Raw genomic sequence first — 17,839 nt, 5'->3', positions numbered from 1 at the left:
TGATATCGCTAGACGTTCTGGATAACTATCAGACATATCATTTCGGCATATCTGATGGAGGCAGCGGCGTGGATATTCGGCAGCTCAGTTATTTCGTACGTGTCGCGGAACTTGGCAGCTTCAGCCGGGCCTCTGCATTTTTACACGTAGCCCAACCCGCGCTGAGCAGACAGGTCCAGAACCTGGAAACGGAGCTGAAAGAAAAGTTGCTGATCCGCAATGGACGCGGTGTTGAACTTACCGAAGCCGGCGAGCGTCTTCTGGACAATGCCCGCGGCATTCTGCGACAGATCGAGCGCGCCTATGAAGATATCGAAAACTCCCGGACCGGAAAGTCCGGCAAGGTTGCGATCGGGTTGCCCGCGACAATTTCGACTGCGATTGCGACGGCCTTGATCCGCAAGCTTCGGGACGAGTTGTCCGACGCACAGGTGATGCTCGTCCACGGCCGATCTAACCAGTTGCAGGAGTGGATCCTATCGGGCCGACTAGACATGGCGATCATGTATGACGCCCCCTCGTCTGCCATGCTGGAGATCCATGATCTGGTGGACGAAAATCTTTTTCTAATCGGCCGCGAGGGTGCTTTCAATGACACCGATCCCGTCATGCTGGAATCGCTTGCTTCACTCCCGATGGTGATCGCCTGTCGGCCGAACAGCACAAGGGTGCTACTCGATTCTGAGCTGGCGCGGATGGGACAGAAGCTCAATATCGTCTTTGAACTCGATCCTCTCGACACGATGTTCGACCTCGCCAGGGACGGATATGGCTTCACTGTCGCATCAAAACGCACTCTTGCATCGAAGGGCGCTGATGCTGGACACGGTCTGGCCCTGCGCAAGATCATCGGCCCCGAGCTTATTCTTTCCGTCCAGCTTGTACTGCCGTCGCGCCGGCTTTCCAACAAATTGCACGAGGCGGCATTTCGGATATTGCGAGATTTGAGCCTCCGTCTGCTGCAAGAATCATGAGCGTAGAGGCGTCATCACTTTGAACTGCATGAGGTAAGCCCGATCAGCCCCACGATGACGATCATGACTGTTGCACTGGCGAGGACCGGCATGGTCAAGCCAAAGATATCCGAAGTAAAGCCAAGGATCATTGCACCCAATGAAGGACTTGCTCGGAAAATCAGGCCGTGAATGCTCAGCGCTCGGCCTCGCAAACCGACTGGTGCTGCTAGTTGTATGAAGGTCTGTGTCGCCACAAGGCTGACCGAGCTTAGATAACCCATTCCCATGGCAAAGAGCGCCATGAGCCATAACGAATGGCTGAGAGCAAAGGCGATCGCTGTAAGGGCAGCGAGCAGCCATGCCATCGTGACCTGGATCGGCAGTTTCGAAGGGACAATATATAAATTCATGGTCAGACCGGCAGTGACCGACCCGAATGCCATGGACGATGTCAACACGGCGAGGCCTGTTGCCGCCGGAGCGGAAAAGCCGGCGGCAAATGCCGGAAGCATTTCCGCAATCGCGCGAACGAATATTCCTCCTGCGAGAAGCAAGAGTAAAATCCGGCGCATGCCGCTATTGGAGGCAACATATCGGAAGCCCTCAACGATCTCGACCAGAAAATTTCCAGCTGGCTGGTGCCTGAGGCCCGTTGTAGGCGCTTTTATTCGGTGCAAGATCAGAACAAAGACGATGGTGGCGATGGCATTCAGAACAAACACCCAGACGACATCAAACTGTACAATAAGAAGGCCGGCCAAGGCCGGGCCGATTAGTCGGGCGAGATTGACGTTCATCGAATTGATGGCGACAGCTCTCGGGACGTCGTCCTGACTGACCAGCTCCTGGACGATCGACATGCGTGCCGGTTGTCCAAGGGCAATGATGCAGCCCTGAAACAGGATCGCTCCGATCAGGGTCCACAGAGACAAAAGATCGAAATAGATGAGCGCAGCCACAAGTGTCGCGATCACCGCGAGGATGAACTGGCAAAGTTGGTTCAGTTTGAGAACATTCCACCTGTCGGCTGCAGCTCCGCCGAGCGGGCCAACAACGATCGTCGGCAGAAGATCAGCTGCAGCTAGCGCTCCCAGCCATGCCGCCGACTGCGTCATGTCCCAGACAACCAGGCTGCAGGCAATCCGTTGCATCCAGGTTCCGACAAGCGAAATGCAGTTGCCGGCGGTATAGACCGCAAACTGCCCCCGCGACAGTAGCCGTATCAGCGACATGTGCGAACTTTTATCGACATGTCAGGATTGTTCACGCCGCGGTCTCCGGCTTGACCATGTTGACCACGCGGTCGGGCTTGCCGTCGAGAAAACATCCGATCAGCCGGATCGCATCGGCGTAATAGGTTCCCAGCATCTCTCGGGTGAAATAGCCAAGATGCGGCGTGATCACCACATTGGGAAGATTTCGGAACGGATGGTCGATCGGTAACGGCTCGTTTTCGAAGACATCGAGTCCAGCACCGGCGATTGCACCGGACGCCAGGACATCGATGAGCGCTTGCTCGTCGATGATTGCACCGCGCGCCGTGTTGATGAGATAGGCGGATTTCTTCATCATCCGCAATTCGTTCGGGCCAACGATACGGTGGGTACGCTCGCTCAACGCCAAATGTACCGTGATGATGTCGGAGGTTGTAAACAACTCTTCCTTGGTCACGCGCCGCGCGCCGCATGCTGTCGCCTGCTCGTCAGTCATGTTCTGGCTCCAGGCCACGACATCCATGCCAAACACCTTGCCGATTTCCGCAACGCGGCGGCCAAGCCCGCCGAGCCCGAGGATACCGAGTGTCTTCCCGCCGATCGTCGTGCCTGCCTGATGCTGCCATCCGCCATCTCGCATCATCCGATCTTCGGAAGCGATATGCCGAGTGGCCGCCAGAATAAGACCCCAGGTGAGTTCTGCAACACCCCCGGCACCGGCACCTGCGACCGGGGTATTGGAAACGGGAATGCCGCGCGCAGCCGCCGCTGCGACATCCACCGTGTCATATCTCTTGCCGGTCACCACGATGTATTTGAGGCGCGGCAAGCGAGTGATTAGTTCCCACGGGATCGGCATTCTCTCTCTCAGAGTGCAAATCACATCGAAGTCCGCAAGCGCTCGTGCGGCCTCGTCCGGAACGGCGAGCGGTCTGTCGAACACCACAACATTGGCGCGGGAGGTCAACGATGTCCAATCGGCGACCTGCTGCGAAACACCGATATAATCGTCAAGGATGGCTATATTCATCCGCATAGAATTCCCTGCTTTATGTGTTTCTCGACAGACAAGCTCTCAGACGCCCAGCGTTATTTCCGCTCCCATTCTTCGGCCCAGATCTGCAGCGGGTCGAGCGTGCCCTGCCGGAAATTGACGAGATCCGGAACGGCAACATAGGCACGTGGGTAGAAGTAGAGCGGTAGCATCGGCAGATCTTCGGCGAAGATCTTCTGGACCTCGGCCCATCCATCCTTCGTTGCCTGGGGGTCGAGCGCGACTTCAAGTTGGGAAATGGCCTTGTCCATCTCCGGGCTGGCATAGGCAGAGAAGTTGTTGCCGACGAAGTTGTTTTCAGGCTTGGGGACGGTGTCGGAGCCGAGCGCGATACGCGGGGACACGGAGGGAGAAAAGTCGATCGAAGACATGATCAGCGCCTTGAACTTGCGCTTTCTCGCCATATCACCGTTGAATTCCTGCAGTGGAACGAAGTTTGGCTTTATCTCGATGCAGACTTCCTTCATCTGGCTCTGCAGGACCTGGGCAATCTGTTCACGCGTCTGGTTTCCTGCCGTCGAAACCAGTTCCAAGGATAGCCGCTCGCCCTTGTCGTTGACGCAGATGCCACCGGCCCCGGGCTTCCATCCCGCCTCCGCTAGGAGGGCTTTCGCCTTCTCCGCGTCGTATTTATAAACAGCCATGCCCTTGTTGTAGTAAACGTTCTGATCACTCAAAATGCCATTGGCCACGGGTTGCAGGCCGCCGAAAAGTTCGTCGCTGATGGCCTGGCGGTCAATCGCATATAGCAGAGCCTGGCGAACGGCCTTGTTCTTGAGGATTGGATTTTCGAAGTTGATGGCGATGCGCTCGACGTTTGTCCCGTAGTCCAGATGATAATTGAACTTGGTCGGCTGCTGTGCTCTCAAATCGAGCATTTGCGAAAAGCTAATACCGCCGGGGCTGACAGGAACCGCATCGACGGAACCAGCCAACAGGTTCTGCAAGAGTGAGGAAGAGTTGTCGCGGTAACTCAAAACGATGCGCTGCAGATGCGGCTTTGAACCGACCCAATTCGGATTTGGAGTGAAGACGATGCGAGTGCCTATCTGATAGTCGCTCAACAGGTAGGAGCCATTCCACAGGCCCGGATTGGTCGGCTGAGTGTTGTAAAGAGACTGCTTCACGTAGCTTTCGAGTGTCGGATTGGCGGCGTAGACCGGCCCTTCGAGATGCTCGGGAATGACCTGGTCCCAAGAGTTGTAGCTTGACAGGATTTGCGGCAGCGTCAGGATCACGGTGCTTTCGTCGACCACATCCACTGCCGAGGCGCGGTCCCAGGAATTATAATTCGAAAAGCCGATCTTCGGGTCGCGAGCCATTTTCCAGGTGAATGCGATATCCTTTGACGTCACCGGTTGGCCATCTCCCCAGGCCAGCCCCTTCTTCAGTTTCAGAGTCACCTTCATGCCCTTGTTGCCATCGGGCAAATCAACGATCTTTGCGAGCCCATTTTCGATGGTTGGCAACGTCTCGCAAAGAATGCATTGATTGACGACATTCTGATCGAACGCGGTCATCGGCCGAAGCGAATAGGTGACAACCAGCCTTTTGGTGTTGTTGACTTGGATCAACGGGTGGAAATTAGTGAGAAACTGGAGCTGCCCAACGACAAGCTGGCTCTTGTTTGCCTGCGCCGATGCGCTCGAAGTGCCAGCAATCGCTATCGCCACCCCGGTCAGCGCAGCCTTTGCAAATCTCCTAATGGTTGATCTCACAGACGTCATCGTGTTCTCCTCCCTAGATTTCTGTTTTAAACGTTCAATGCCCAGACGAACCGGAATCAGCCCGTGGATCGAATGCCGACCGAACGCCATCTCCGACAAAATTGACCGCCATCACGGTGGCGAAGATCAACAGACCGGGATAGACGGCGAGCATTGGCGCGGAGATTATCAACTGTTGTGCATTGGTCAGCATGTTGCCCCAGGTCGGCGTCGGCGGAATGATACCGAAACCAAGGAAGCTGAGCGTCGATTCAAACAGGATGATACGTCCGACCGAAAGCGTCATCGCAACGATCAACGGCGTGGCGATGTTTGGCAGCACATGGACGAACACGTTGTAGCTACCCTTGGCACCGCTGACACTCGCCGCCCTGACATAGTCGACATCCCGCAGGCCGATCGCTCCAGCCCTGCCTATCCTGGCGATGGTGGTCCAGTCTACCAGAGCGATAATGATGACAATCCGTAGGAAGACCGCGGTTGGCGAGGTCGCGGCATCCGGGCTGAGGCCGAGCTTGGTGAGATCAACCGCGCCAAGCACGATCAGAACGGGGATCAGCGGAAGCGCTATGATGCAGTCTGTCATCCGCATCAGAATATTGTCGAACTGACCACCGATATAGCCGGCAGTGACGCCGATAGCGATGCCGATGGCTGCGGTGATGAGCGTAGCCAGCAGCCCGACCGCGATCGACACCTGCCCACCATACAGCAGACGGAGCAGCACATCGCGTCCAATTTCGTCAGTTCCAAGCCAGTGCTGGACTGACGGTGGTTTGAAACGCCTCAGCAGATTGGTCGCGTTCGCATCGATGCCACTGAAATATTCGATCGGGCCGGCCATTGCGCAGGCAATTGTCAGGACGAGCAGGAAACCAAGTGAAATCATCGCCAGCTTGTTGTGCCGAAAACGATCCCACCGCTTGCTCCAGACGGAGTTCTTCTCGGCCTTCAGCGGCCGGCTTTCAATGGTAACAGTACTCATGTCAGCGAAATCCTCGGATCGAGCCAGGCATAGGCAAGGTCGGCAAGCAAGCTCGACACTAGCGTGACGATGGTTGCCAGAAGAAGGCCGACGAGAGCCAGGTTGAAATCGATATTGCTAATCGAGTCGTAAATGACCTTGCCCATTCCAAGCATGCCGAAGATGGTCTCGACCACGAGCGCTCCTGAAAAAAGGGAGCCAAAGCCAAGGGCCAGTACTGTCACCATAGGAATGAGTGCATTGCGTAGAGCATGGCGCATGACGACCGTGGTTTCCGATAGTCCCTTTGCCCGTGCCGTGCGGACAAAGTCCGAGTTCAGCGTCTCGATCATCGACGCGCGCACATATCGAACGAGCGGTCCTACGTGGAAGAAGGTCAGCACCGTGACCGGCAGGATCAGGTGATAGAGCTGCTCGGCAAGCGAAGCATCACCCAGCAGCGGCGTGCCGCTGGCCGGCAACCAGCCGAGCTTGACGGAAAACACGATGATCAGGATCAAAGATGTCCAGAAGCCCGGCAGCGAAATGCTGGCAAAGGCAAACAGGCTGACGAGGCTGTCGGTCCAGCCACCGGGCTTGCGTGCAGCGATCGCACCCAGCAGCATCGCCAGAGGAATGCTGATCAGTTCCGTCAGGATCAACAGCTTTGCCGTCTGGATGACGGCTGGGCCCAGGACATCCATCACAGGACGGAAATAAACGCTCGAATAGCCCAGATCACCGTGAAGGGCCGAAACCAGCCAGTGGCCGTAACGCGTCCAGATCGGCTGATCGACACCGTAAAGCGCGCGCATCTGGGCCATGGATTCCGGTGTCAGCGATGGGTTGCCCTCCAGCATGTTTTCGACCGGATCGCCCGGCATCAGGCCGATCAGCATAAAGAGAAGCAGCGACATCACCAAAATGACGAGGACCGCTTGGAGAAGACGCGATATCGTATATCTCAACATCGGTTCAATCCTTGAAGTGGCAGGCGGAGAGTTGCTTGGGTCGACCGGGTGCCGGCGAAAGCAGCGGTTTTTCCGTTCGGCAGATATCCTGAGCCTTGGGACAGCGTGTATGGAAGACGCAGCCCGATGGCGGCGCTAGCGGAGACGGCATTTCACCCTTGAGAAGCTGCTCGCGCTTTCGCCTGCCTCTGCCGATCCGCGGCACGGCAGCAAGCAAGGCTTGCGTGTAAGGATGACTGGGGGTCTCGAAGAGATCATCGCGACTTGCGATTTCCATCACACGGCCCAGATAGAGAACCGCCACCCGGTCGGCAAGATGGCGAACGACGCCAAGATCGTGGCTGATGAAAAGATAGCTGATGCCGTGCTGCTGCTTTATGTCGTCGAGCAGGTTGAGGACCTGGCTCTGGATGGAGACGTCCAGCGCCGAGAGCGGTTCATCGGCGACGATCATTTCGGGTTCCGCGATCAGGGCGCGCGCAATGGCGATGCGCTGGCGCTGGCCGCCAGAGAACTGATGCGGATACCGACGGGCCGCTTCCGGCGGCAGGCCCACCTGCCCGAGGACCTCAATGGCGCGGGCGCTACGCGTTGCCGCAGGGACGCCCGCCAGCCTCAATGGTTCCGCGACGATATCTTCGACCACCATCCGTGGATCAAGTGCCGAGAACGGGTCTTGAAAGATGACCTGAACCGGCGGCCTGCCGTCTTGCGTGGGCCTGCTGCTGTTGAAGGTCACCGACCCGGCAGTCTGCTTTCGCAGTCCCGCCACGACAAACCCGAGCGTGCTCTTGCCGCTGCCGCTTTCGCCGACAAGTGCCAGGGTTTCGCCCTTGGCAACGGTCAGAGAGACGTCGTTGACCGCCTGCAGCCACAGTTTGGGCTTTATAAAGCCGCCGCCCAGTGGAATGTCGACATTGATGTGATCGAGCGTGAGAAGGTCGGTCATGGATTTGCCTTGTGACATGCAACGCGATGGCCGGGAATGACGTCAAGAAGCGCTGGCTCAACCGCGCGACAGTGATCGTCGGCAAGTGGACAGCGCCTGGCAAAGCGACATCCCGGGATGGCTTCCGAGGTGACCCGCCCGGGAATGACATAAAGGCGCTTGACCGGTTTGTCCGGATCGGGAAGGGTCGCGATCAGTCCCTGGGTATAGGGATGAAGTGGATTTTCGAACAGCGCCTGGGAGGGTGCGTATTCCACGGCCTTTCCGGCATACATCACCATGATCGCGTGGGCGACCTCCGAGACGACCGCGAGATTGTGGCTGATGAACTGGATCGACATCCTTGCCTCGTCCTGAAGCGTCAGCATCAGGTCGAGAATCTGCGCCTGGATGGTGACGTCCAACGCGGTCGTCGGTTCGTCAGCAATAAGAAGGTCGGGTTTACACGCCAGCGCCATGGCGATCATGGCGCGTTGGCGCATCCCGCCGGACAATTGATGCGGATAATCCTCTGCCCTGCGCGCCGGCGACGGAATACCCACCTGATCCAGAAGATCTACGCCGCGGCTGGCAGCTTCCTTCCTGGAAATATTCTCATGCTTGACCAGGACTTCGCCAATCTGGCGGCCTACCGACATCACCGGGTTCATCGCCGTCATCGGCTCCTGGAAGATCATCGCAATGCGCCGGCCGCGCAGTCTCTGCCATTGCTTCTGGCTGAAGGCCGCGAGGTTTTGGCCATCAAAACCGATCGTACCACCGACCTTGCCATTTCCAGCAATAAGCCCAAGCAATGCCAGCGATGTCATCGTCTTGCCGCAACCGCTTTCGCCGACGATCCCAAGTGTCTCGCCCTTGGCGATGGAATAGTCGAGGCCCCTGACGATCTGGGTGGTACCGGCACCATTCGGGAAGCTGACGGTAAGATCGCGAACGTCGAGCAACGCGCGCGAGCCGACCGTCGGCTGCGAAATGCTCGCATCAAAATCCGATTGGGTCGCTTGTTGCATCTTTACCTCCCTACGTGTCCATGGCCGTTGTTCATCCGGCCAATCTGGTCGTGCTTGTCGAATTGCGGCGGCATCCTCCTTCGCCGCAATTCGGTCTTTCTGTCTACAGCTCGATCACACCGACACCGTCACGGATGACAATCGTCGTTCCAAACGGCTCGGACAGACGGCGATAGCGATCCAGAATTCGGACAGCGTCATCTCCCTTTGCGAGGATCGGACGACCTTCCGTGTTGTGATGTTCGCCGTTTCCGGTGCGGCGAGTCTGCTTAACGTCGGGTGTCGTATCGCGGCCCATTTCGACCGGATGCAACCGGATGCGTTTCAGCTTTTCGTCCTGCATTTCGAGTTGGATGATCGCCGAGCTCCACCATGTATCGACCGGAGTATCGAGGCCCGGATGCAGTGGATAAGCGGCTGGCGTCAGTGTCTGCAGACGGTCGACATCGTGTCCCCATGCATCGTAGCTGTCATAGGGCACGCGCTGGATAAATTCCGACTGTGCGAAGAAATTACCGACGCCGTAGAAAATCGGCTTGCCATTGTAGATTTCAATGCCGAGCGTCCGGTGCCAGCCATGGCCGACGTAAATGTCGGCACCACCATCGATGACAGCCCGAGCGAACTCTTTCACAAAACCTGGCGGAGTATCGCCACGCGGACCGTCGGAAACGCTGAAATGATGCGCGACAATGACCAGATCGGCCATTTCCCTCGCTTCATGGACAGAGCGCAGATTGCGCTCGAGATCGCGCTTGTGACAACGGCTGATGATTTCGCAGTGGTCGCCGACAAAGAACGATTCCGGATCGCCCCATTGCTGAGCACCCGGGATCTGTATCCCGAACGAGCCCTCCCGGCCGTGTTTTGGCTTTTTGGCAATGTTGAGCTTATCGCCGAAGACCTTGAGTTGATCGGCCGTCTCCTGATCGAGCATGAACTCGAACGTGAGCCGCTGCGGATTGACGCCAGGCCGGCCACGAAGTGCACCCTTCGAATGACCGGCCCACATGAAATGCTGGTTGCCGGAACTGGTCGAAACAAGCGCGACACGTCCGTTTTTCTTCTCGACATATCCAGGTTCGCTGGCAAGTTCGAGATCGGCACCAGTGCCTGCTGTGACGATGCCGGCCGCCTTCATGTGCTTTTTCGTGGCGAACAGACCTTCTGCACCGAAATCGAAACTGTGATTGTGTGCCGTCGACATGATGTCGAAGCCAGCCCACTTCAGATCTTTGGCGATTTCAGGGTCGGACATCATGAAGCTGCCGATGCCCTGTCCGCGTGCAGGCCATTTCAATTCATCATATTCGGCAAAATTCATTTCGAGGTGACCATAAGTCACGTCGGCGTCTTTCAGCAATTCCCAGACCTTTTGAAACTCCGGTTCGTCATGCATGCTGAACGGCCTGCTCACCATGACTTCGCCGGCCAGACTAACTTTCCAATTCCGAGATGATACCATAATAACCTCCTGCACGTGCTGCCGCCTCGCCACCATTGTGCGACCCGTGCATCGCTGCATTCTTGATTGCCTAAACCTGGAAACTCCCTTGCGACCGCTCTCCTTCGATCGCCCAGCAACCATATCAGCACTTTGCGATATCACCAGTTTCGTAACGCGCCTTTCAGAAATGCCGTTTTGGCATATCTTCGCGACGTTGCCGCAATTGCGCGACCCAGGCACTCCGATCACGCAACGGCCGTGAGCGCCCGTATCCTCTCACCGAACCAATTTCGACGCGCGACATCTCGTTGATCACAAAATGGAGCGCGTTTGAGGGCTATTCCTGCCACCCCTGGACCTTCCGATATTTCCGGATATACAGCCTCGTGGGGGCGGTTCAGATTGGTTACCCACCGAGATCTATCGCTCTTGGCGGCTATGCTCGATGGCGCGGTAAATCTATCGGTAAGGCGTTGGGGACTTGCTTTCCCGACGACGTTTCATAAATCGCAGGCGCGCCTTCGCGCTGCAGCACCATTTTGCGTCGAGTGCGCCCCAATATCATGTTGCTGCCAACCGAAATCATGCGTCTTACTAAACGGCTGGTGGCGTGCCGTGAGTATGGAATGTCTCGATTGTTTTCAGGCCCCATGCCTGGCCTTTCTTGCGCTCCGTTTCTGTCCAGACAACCGGTTCCCAGTCGGGGGCGAGGATCAGGCGGGCACCGGAATTGGCGAGTTCGACGCGGTTTCCAGCCGGCTCCCAGACATACAGGAAGAATGTACCCTGAATGGCATGCTTGTGTGGCCCGGTTTCGATATGGACCCCGTTTTCCAGAAAGATATCCGCTGCCCTTAGAATATCCTCGCGCGTATCCGTCGCGTAAGTAACATGATGCAGCCGACCATCGCCGCGTCCGTGCTCCTCGGTGCAGGCAAGATCGTAGGTCTTGTTGTTGATGGTGAACCAGCAGCCGCCAAGCCGACCGTTGTCGAGCTGGATCATTTCTGTCACACGCGAGCCCAGGCATGTTTCCATGAAACGGCGGAATTCCGAAACGTCGCTTGCCAACAGGTTGAGGTGATCGAGCCGGCGTGGATGACATCCGCGACCGTGGAACCGTTGCGCCAAATTTTTCAGTCTGGGTTTCTCCGTCACGGGCGGCTGGTAGCGTACCGTATCATAGTAGATTTCGAAGACATGCCCGAACCGGTCCGCGAAGCGGAAGGCTTTGCCGTGGCCGCGATCACCATCGACCCAACCGATCACCGGGTACCCGCTTGCTTCGATCACTTCGACCCTCCGGGTCAGGGCCTCCGGAGACGAAGTCCGGTAGGCGATATGACCAACACCGGTTGTGGTATGCCGGGTGAGTTTCAACGTGTGAAATTCATAGTCATCCCACGCCCGCAAATAGGCTGAGTTCTCGTCCCTGTCGGTCAAGGTTAGACCATAGACGTTGATGAAGAAATCGAGACTGTCTTCGAATTTATCCGAATACATCTCCACATGCGCCAGATGCGCGATGTCAAAGCATGGTTCCATGTTTCTTTCCATCCGATCACGTATCCTTACATACCGTTCCCGTTCCCGGTCACGGGACCGGGAACATGGGGCGGCTTTCGCTCTAGCCTGTCAGGCCGCGTAAGAGCGGCCCACACATCGTGCTAGCAGGCGCTGCGAACCCAAAACATGTTCATGCTGGCAACGCGTTTGCTATCGACTTGCGACCAACCACGCGTGTTCTTACTGTTGGGGGATGTTGGTCGTCTCGATGACCGCTCCCCACTTGGCGATGTCATCAGCCAGACGTTTGCCGATCTCTTGTGGGGTGCTCGACCGCGCCTCAACGCCGAGGTCCGTAAAACGCTTTCGCACCGCCTCGTCCGCCAGCACTTCGATCAGCGCGGCGTTCAGCGCCGATACAATGTCTGGCGGGGTTCCTTGCGGGGCAAAAATTGCGTTCCATGATGTGACGTCGAAGCCGCTCACACCCAATTCCGTTGCGGTCGGCACATCTATGGTAAGAATGGACCGCTGCGGCCCAGACGATGCGATCGCAATGGCCTGGTTTTGCTGCAAGGCAGACTTGAGTGCAGTCTGGCTGTCGATGATCATATCGAGCTCACCGCCGAGAAGTGCGACCTGCAGATCTGGCGTCGCCTTGTACGGGACAATGGTGAAATCAACACCTGTCACTGACTTGAACAGTTCAGCTGCCAGATTCTGGCTGCTTCCCGTATTGATCGTTCCGACGTTCAGTGCACCTGGCTGGGCCTTGGCGGCATCAAGCACATCTTTAAGCGTTTTGAACCTGCTGTCGGCCTTGGTGACAAAGACAAAATCGAAATAGGCAAGGCTCGAAACCGGAACAAACTCTGCAACCGGATCAAACGGCAGTTTCTTGAACAGCGGAACGCTTATTGCCGTGCCATTCGAAAACAGTGCCAGAGTGTAGCCATCCGGCTCGGCATTGAGAACGGCTCGGGCAGCCGTCGCACCTGCTGCACCGGGTTGGTTCAGAATAATGATCTGTTGGCCGAGCTTTTTGCCCAGCGCATTTGCGACGATACGCGCGGTGATGTCAGCGATGCCGCCCGGCCCGAATGGCAGGACCAAAGTGATATCACGGCTGGGGTAGTTCTCCGCCGCTGCTGTCGGCGTCAGGGATGATGCGAGGGCCGAACCGACCATCGTCATGATTAGAACGCACCGGCAAACCCATCTTGTCAAACTGCTCATGTCTACTCCTCCCATTTATCCTGTCCGCATGGCGCGGAGCCTCAAAAATCGTTTCCTCTTTGTTGCAGCATCACCCAAAGCTCCTCCTCGAGACGATGCCACGACACCATTCCGACTCAGCTGGTAGGTGCAGGAAACACCAATCCTTCGAACAGCTTACGTGCGGTCCGCACAGTGCCAGCCGCTTTTATTTCCCCATCCTGTCCGGCATCGAGGAACACCTCCATGGCACCGGTCGGATGCTCGATCAGATATCGTCCGTCTGACGGCTGAGTCGCGAGATCCGCCGCCGGGCTATTCGCAAGCCGTGTCGCCGTGGCGACCGTTACTGCAGCCAGCACGCCAACGGATGCGTGGACACGATGGGGTATGAAGCTGCGCGTAGAAATCGCACCGCCATTTTTTGCCGCAGAAACAAGTGTCATCTTGGGAACAGAGGCTGTCGTCACCTCACCCAGGTTCATCATCGGGCCGGCCTTCAGTCGGATGGCTTCGATACGCGACTTAACCGCTTCATTTGCCTCGATTTCCTCGCGCGTTTCCGAACCGCTCAGGCCAAAATCTGCAGCTCGCATCACGACGCAGGGCATGCCATTATCGATCAATGTCGCCGGTATCTCGTCGATCACATCGACCTCGTTTCCGGTCGGCAAAAGAGCGCCGCACATCGATCCGGCTATGTTTTCGAACAGAAGCGGGACAGCCGCGTGTCGCCCGGGCACGCCAGCAATCTCGGTATCGCCCGCATAGGTGACGCGTCCGTCTGGCGTCGCGACCTTGGCCACGGCCACTTCACCGGTGTTGACCATATGGATCCTGATCTGCGTGAGACCGTCTTCCGCCGCCACCAGACCGCGCTCGATCGCTGCCGGTCCGACCCCGGCCAGAATGTTGCCGCATCCCTGGGCGTCACTTACCAGCGCCTTATCGACGAAGACCTGCAGAAACAGATAATTGACATCGGCATCCGCGCGTCTGGCGGGGGAGAGGATGGCGACCTTGGACGTTAAGGGGTCGGCCCCGCCGATGCCGTCGATCTGGCGCGTATCCGGCGAGCCCATGATACGCAGGAGAAGCGCATCGCGTTCAGGCGGATCGACGGGCAGGTGCTCGGCCAGAAAATACGCCCCTTTCGACGTGCCACCGCGCATCCAAAGGCAGGGTATGCCGTTCTCATACATAGCGCAGACCTTTCTTCTCCAGGGTCGGGCGCATGTCATAGATATCCAGACCCAACTCGCCTGTGGCAAGACGGCTGCGCTTGGCCTCTTCATTGGCAAGGCGCCTTTCGGCCGCTGCAAGGACTTCCGTGGCTTCGGTACGTTTGACGACACAGACACCGTCATCATCGGCAATGATAATATCGCCCGCCTCGATATGGGCACCGGCGCAAACAATCGGCACGTTCACCGAGCCGACCGTCTCCTTGACCGTACCCTGCGCAGAGATCGCCTTCGACCAGACCGGAAAGCCCATGGCGGTCAGGTCGCGGATATCACGCACACCCGCATCGATCACCAACCCTTTGCAGCCGCGTGCCATTGCCGACGTTGCCAAAAGGTCTCCAAAATAGCCGTTGTCACAGGGTGAGGTCGGTGCGAGGACGAGGATGTCGCCGTTCTTAAGCTGTTCGATTGCCACGTGAAGCATCCAGTTGTCGCCAGGCGGGGACGAGATTGTCACTGCCGAACCTGCAATTTGCGCGCCCGCGTAGATTGGACGCATGTAGCTGGCGAGCATCCCCTTGCGCCCCTGCGCCTCGTGAACGGTCGCCACACCAGCAGTGGCGAGCCGGTCGAGGATGTCGGCTGCAACCCGTTCGATATTTTGAACAACTATACCCATGTCTCTGTTTTCCTTTGTGTAAAAGCTCTCGGATCCGGTCTTAGGCTACGCCGTGCGCGCGTCTCAAACGCGCATTTCCGACGGTTTCCGCCAACATCCGCTCGTTGAGTTTGCCTTCCCATTTGGCGATGACAATCGAAGCGAGCGCGTTGCCGATCAGGTTCACGAAGGTTAAGCCTTCGGCCAGAATGCGATGGATACCAAGGATCAGCGCGATGCTGGCAACAGGGATAGCACCCGTTGTGCTCAAAGTGGCCGCGAGAACGACAAAAGCCGCACCTGCAACACCTGCCGCTCCCTTGGATGTCAAAAGAAGCACGCCGATCAGGCTAAGCTCGTGCCAGATGGTCAAAGGCGTGTTTGTTGCCTGGGCGAGAAAAACGGCGACCGTCGTCAAATAGAGGCATGTGCCATCGAGATTGAAGGAGTAGCCCGCAGGGACCACGAAGCCTACGACAGATTCCTCGCAGCCCACCTTGCCCATCTTTTGAATGAGCCGTGGCAGGACGGTCTCGGTTGACGTCGTGGCGGCAACTATAATGATCTCGTCCCACAGATAGCTGAATAGTCGCAACAGGCTGACCCCACACCAGTGGGCAATCCCGCCGAAAACAATCGCTGTGAACAGGGTACAGATGACAAAAAACTCGATAATCAAAGAACCCAAAGACCACAGCGATGACGTCCCGAACTGGCCGATGGTGAACGCGATTGCCCCGAACGCGCCAAGCGGCGCGAAATACATGATGTAACCGATGATCTTGAAAAAGCCCTGCGAGGCACTCTCGATCACATGAAAGACCGGCTTGCCGCGCTCGCCGATCGACGCCAGTGCGATCCCGAAAAGAACCGAGATGAACAGAACCTGGAGGACGTGTCCCTGGGTAAAGGCACTGACGAAGCTATCAGGAATGATGCCCATGAAGTACGCGGTCATCGACTGGTCGTGAGCCGTCGCGACGTAGGATTTGATCGACGATGCATCCAGTGTCGCCGGATCGATGTTCATGCCTGCTCCGGGCTTCCAGAGATTGACGGCGACAAGCCCGAAAACCAACGCGATCGTCGTGACGACCTCGAAATAGATAATCGACTTGAGCGCAACGCGCCCGACACTTTTCATGTCGTTCATGCCGGCAATGCCATGAACAACCGTAACGAAGATGATCGGTCCTATCATCATGCGGATCATCTTGATAAAGGCATCGCCAAATGGCTTCATCGCAATGGCGATGCCCGGTGCGAAATGTCCCAGAAGAATGCCAAGTATGGTTCCGGCGAGCACCTGGAACCAGAGCTGCCCGAAAATTCCAAATGTGCTGCGGGCACTCGCCTTGGTTGGCGAGGGATTAGTTGCGCTTGAATAAGCCACGTGTTGGTCTCCTCCCTGAATCACGTATGCGGACGGTGCGGTCGTTCGGAAGCGAGACCTTGAAATCCCACCGGTGCCCGAAGAGCAGCACGTAAAGAGGAATCGATTCGACCACGCGATCCGAAACCGCGGACAAGTCACGACGAAGGCGTAGTCAGTCAGATTTTCTGAACACTTCCTCCTCGTCCTCCTCGTAAATTTAATCGACGAACCGCCAGAAAAAGCAAAATGGAATTGGTCACCTGCCATAAGTTATGGTTAAGTGTGGCAATGTACACGCATCGTGAAATCAATCTCCGCCACTTCGAGGCCGTCGCCATCGCCGGCCGGACCGGCAGCATCAGCAATGCTGCGCTTGCGATGAACCTGTCGCAGCCGGCAGTCACGCAGGCTGTAGCAAAGGTGGAAGCGCAGCTTGGACACAACCTTCTCGAGCGGCAGCCCGGCGGAGTGGTCATGACTCCGGCGGGTGCGTTGATGACGGAACGGATCGAAAGAGCGCTTGCCTATATCGTCAAGGGTGGGCAGGGCGTGCGGCGTTCTGCCCGGCTGCCAGCCCTACCAAATATCGAGCGCCGCATCACACTCAGCCAACTGAGAGCATTGACGGCCGTCGATCAAGCCGGAAGTTTCGCACTTGCTTCAAAGGTAACGGGTTTATCAGAACCAGCCCTGCACCGCTCCGCCCGAGAACTTGAGCAACTTCTTGGAATATTGCTATTGACACGCCATGGGAGAACAGTTCAACCGACCCCTGCTGCGGCCCATCTGCTGCGTTTCGCGCGATTAGCCTTTGCGGAATTGGAGGCCGGCTTCGACGAACTGGCGGCATTGAAGCTGGAGGGTGCCGGGCGCATCACCATCGGAACGTTGCCAATGGCGCAGGCAATCCTGCTGCCGAGGGCGCTTGCCAGGTTCTCCAGCGCTTATCCGGCCGCGAAAATCACCGTGCTTGAGGGACCCTATCCTGACCTGCTGACAAATCTGCGCACTGGCCAGATGGATGTCCTGATTGGTGCAATCCGCGAGCCACCGCCCTCCAAGGATGTCGTTCAGGAGGAATTGTTTGATGATGATCTGGTAATTGTTGCACGGGCTGACCACCCGCTGACCATGGAGCACGATTTCGACTATGAACGGTTGAGGGATTTCCCATGGATCATCGCGGCCAGCAAGGCCCCCATGCGGGTCCGTTGGGATGAAATGTTTTCCGAGCGCGGCATAGATCCGCCTGGGATGCGCATCGAGAGCAATTCGGTCACGATCAGCAGAGGTCTGATGCTCAGCGATGACTGGCTGACCCTGATGTCGCGCGATCAGTTCATCCTTGAGCGTCGAGCCGGACTGTTGGTCGAAGTGCCGAGTGCCTTTTCGTCGCAGCGGAAAATCGGGCTGACAGTTCGTGACGACTGGCGGCCTACACGCCTACAGGCCGCGTTCGTCTCGGAATTCCGACGGGCATGCATCGACTGGACTTCAGAAAAACTAATGGCGCGAAACTCGTTCCGATATGCGTAGGGACAGCCGAACGCTTATAAAGCTTCCACGACGAGGGAGGAGACCGCTCGCCAATCCTGACCGCGCCTGG

At 57.2% G+C, this 17,839-nt stretch carries 15 protein-coding genes; 2 read left to right on the top strand and 13 right to left on the bottom strand.

From position 1 onward, the window contains the following. Positions 1 to 68 precede the first annotated feature (68 nt). Complete coding sequence (locus tag ACQZ6D_RS19760; protein WP_173995523.1) at positions 69 to 974, top strand: LysR family transcriptional regulator; 906 nt, start codon at positions 69 to 71, stop codon at positions 972 to 974. A gap of 14 nt (positions 975 to 988) precedes the next feature. Here ACQZ6D_RS19760 and ACQZ6D_RS19755 read toward each other — a convergent pair whose 3' ends face one another. The 13 genes from ACQZ6D_RS19755 to dctA all read right to left on the bottom strand — a co-directional run bounded on the left by ACQZ6D_RS19755 (position 989) and on the right by dctA (position 16,251). Beyond that, a complete protein-coding gene (locus ACQZ6D_RS19755; protein WP_448730196.1) occupies positions 989 to 2,188 on the bottom strand; it encodes an MFS transporter in 1,200 nt (399 codons plus the stop codon). A gap of 31 nt (positions 2,189 to 2,219) precedes the next feature. Continuing rightward, positions 2,220 to 3,206 carry a D-2-hydroxyacid dehydrogenase family protein gene (locus ACQZ6D_RS19750; RefSeq protein WP_173995453.1) on the bottom strand — a complete coding sequence of 329 codons (987 nt, stop codon included), beginning with the start codon at positions 3,204 to 3,206 and terminating at the stop codon, positions 2,220 to 2,222. Between the two features lie 53 nt (positions 3,207 to 3,259). After that, positions 3,260 to 4,951, bottom strand: coding sequence for a peptide ABC transporter substrate-binding protein (locus tag ACQZ6D_RS19745; protein ID WP_448730197.1), 1,692 nt, complete (start codon positions 4,949 to 4,951; stop codon positions 3,260 to 3,262). A 34-nt stretch (positions 4,952 to 4,985) separates the two neighbouring features. Then, entirely contained in the window at positions 4,986 to 5,936 is a 951-nt protein-coding gene (locus tag ACQZ6D_RS19740) for an ABC transporter permease (protein WP_173995451.1), read from the bottom strand. Further along, a complete protein-coding gene (locus tag ACQZ6D_RS19735) occupies positions 5,933 to 6,886 on the bottom strand; it encodes an ABC transporter permease (protein ID WP_103660241.1) in 954 nt (317 codons plus the stop codon). Before ACQZ6D_RS19735 ends, ACQZ6D_RS19740 begins: the two co-directional genes overlap by 4 nt. 4 nt (positions 6,887 to 6,890) lie before the next feature. Beyond that, positions 6,891 to 7,835, bottom strand: a complete 945-nt coding sequence (locus ACQZ6D_RS19730) for an ABC transporter ATP-binding protein (RefSeq protein ID WP_448730198.1) — start codon at positions 7,833 to 7,835, stop codon at positions 6,891 to 6,893. Beyond that, a complete protein-coding gene (locus ACQZ6D_RS19725) occupies positions 7,832 to 8,845 on the bottom strand; it encodes an ABC transporter ATP-binding protein (protein WP_173995449.1) in 1,014 nt (337 codons plus the stop codon). The genes ACQZ6D_RS19730 and ACQZ6D_RS19725 overlap by 4 nt, the downstream gene beginning before the upstream one ends. 103 nt (positions 8,846 to 8,948) lie before the next feature. Continuing rightward, positions 8,949 to 10,310 (bottom strand): CapA family protein, encoded by a 1,362-nt coding sequence (locus tag ACQZ6D_RS19720; protein WP_448730199.1) that lies wholly within the window; start codon positions 10,308 to 10,310, stop codon positions 8,949 to 8,951. A gap of 576 nt (positions 10,311 to 10,886) precedes the next feature. Further along, positions 10,887 to 11,837 carry a VOC family protein gene (locus ACQZ6D_RS19715; protein ID WP_173995447.1) on the bottom strand — a complete coding sequence of 317 codons (951 nt, stop codon included), beginning with the start codon at positions 11,835 to 11,837 and terminating at the stop codon, positions 10,887 to 10,889. Between the two features lie 201 nt (positions 11,838 to 12,038). Then, complete coding sequence (locus tag ACQZ6D_RS19710; RefSeq protein ID WP_448730200.1) at positions 12,039 to 12,992, bottom strand: Bug family tripartite tricarboxylate transporter substrate binding protein; 954 nt, start codon at positions 12,990 to 12,992, stop codon at positions 12,039 to 12,041. A gap of 158 nt (positions 12,993 to 13,150) precedes the next feature. Next, entirely contained in the window at positions 13,151 to 14,215 is a 1,065-nt protein-coding gene (locus ACQZ6D_RS19705; RefSeq protein ID WP_448730201.1) for a 4-oxalomesaconate tautomerase, read from the bottom strand. Beyond that, complete coding sequence (locus tag ACQZ6D_RS19700) at positions 14,208 to 14,879, bottom strand: 4-carboxy-4-hydroxy-2-oxoadipate aldolase/oxaloacetate decarboxylase (protein ID WP_448730202.1); 672 nt, start codon at positions 14,877 to 14,879, stop codon at positions 14,208 to 14,210. The genes ACQZ6D_RS19705 and ACQZ6D_RS19700 overlap by 8 nt, the downstream gene beginning before the upstream one ends. Positions 14,880 to 14,919: 40 nt before the next feature. Then, positions 14,920 to 16,251 (bottom strand): C4-dicarboxylate transporter DctA, encoded by a 1,332-nt coding sequence (dctA, locus tag ACQZ6D_RS19695; RefSeq protein ID WP_448730203.1) that lies wholly within the window; start codon positions 16,249 to 16,251, stop codon positions 14,920 to 14,922. A gap of 270 nt (positions 16,252 to 16,521) precedes the next feature. On the opposite strand from dctA, the gene ACQZ6D_RS19690 reads away from it, so the two are divergent. Next, positions 16,522 to 17,769, top strand: a complete 1,248-nt coding sequence (locus ACQZ6D_RS19690) for a LysR family transcriptional regulator (RefSeq protein WP_173995443.1) — start codon at positions 16,522 to 16,524, stop codon at positions 17,767 to 17,769. Positions 17,770 to 17,839 lie beyond the last annotated feature (70 nt).

The sequence above is a fragment of the Agrobacterium sp. 22-3639C2 genome (assembly GCF_053522105.1).
Note: the sequence above shows the minus strand (reverse complement) of the source record. Positions and strands in the feature narration are given on the sequence as shown.